The sequence below is a fragment of the Microcoleus sp. PH2017_34_RAT_O_A genome (assembly GCF_020737885.1).
Lineage (GTDB): Bacteria > Cyanobacteriota > Cyanobacteriia > Cyanobacteriales > Microcoleaceae > Microcoleus.
This window is the reverse complement of the sequence record NZ_JAEQDD010000111.1, coordinates 1-910: the sequence shown is the minus strand read 5'-3', so window position 1 is coordinate 910 and position 910 is coordinate 1. Positions and strand designations below refer to the sequence as shown.

At 50.5% G+C, this 910-nt stretch carries 1 protein-coding gene; it reads right to left on the bottom strand.

Annotation, left to right across the window (positions count from 1 at the left end; all coding sequences use genetic code 11):
- A partial coding sequence (locus JGK11_RS28040; RefSeq protein ID WP_293192060.1) for an Ig-like domain-containing protein occupies positions 1 to 910 on the bottom strand: 910 nt, incomplete at both ends.

Here is a 910-nt window from a genome sequence, read left to right as displayed (position 1 = left end):
GGAGTCGGAGTTGTTACCGGAGTCGGAGTTGTTACCGGAGTCGGAGTTGTTACCGGAGTCGGAGTTGTTACCGGAGTTGGAGTTGTTACCGGAGTTGGAGTTGTTACCGGAGTTGGAGTTGTTACCGGAGTTGGAGTTGGAGAGTTATTGACAACAATGCTGGCTGTGACGATCGCAGAATCAGCTTTTCCGTCATTAGCTTTGTAGGTAAAAGAATCTGTCCCTGCAAAACCAGCATTCGGAGTGTAACTGAAGGAACCGTTAGCGTTGAGGGCGATCGCACCTTTAGCCGGATTTGCCACCAAAATCGCAGTCAACGGATCGTTTTCCGGGTCTGTATCGTTAATTAAGACTCCCAACCCTGCCACGTTGAGAGGAGTATTAAAAGAAGTTGTATAGTTGTCAGGAATCGCGACAGGCGGGTTATTGTTGACGTTTACAGTCACGGTAGCTGGTGGAGAGCTAACTATGCCGTCGCTGACTGTGTAGGTAAATGTGTCTGTCCCAGTAAAGCCTGCCTTAGGAGTATAGGTGAAAGAACCGTCTTTGCTGAGGGCGATCGACCCTTTCGTCGGGTTGGCCGCCAACGCAGCAGTCAGCGTGTCCAAGTCCGCGTCGGAGTCGTTAGCTAAAACTCCCGGCAATATTTCGCTGAGGGCTTTTCCCGCACTGGTGCTATAGGTGTCGGGATTGGCTGTTGGCACACTGTTTGTAACGTTGATATTCACCGTGGCGGGGACAGTTGCAGCGCCATCGCTAGCGCTATAAATGAAAGTATCAACTCCGACAAATCCGGGGCTGGGAGTGTAAATGAAGTCACCCTTGGGATTGAGTACGAGTTTACCTTTAGTCGGTTGTGTGACAACAGCAGCAGTCAACGTGTCGAAAATGTCGGGGTCGAAGTCATTGA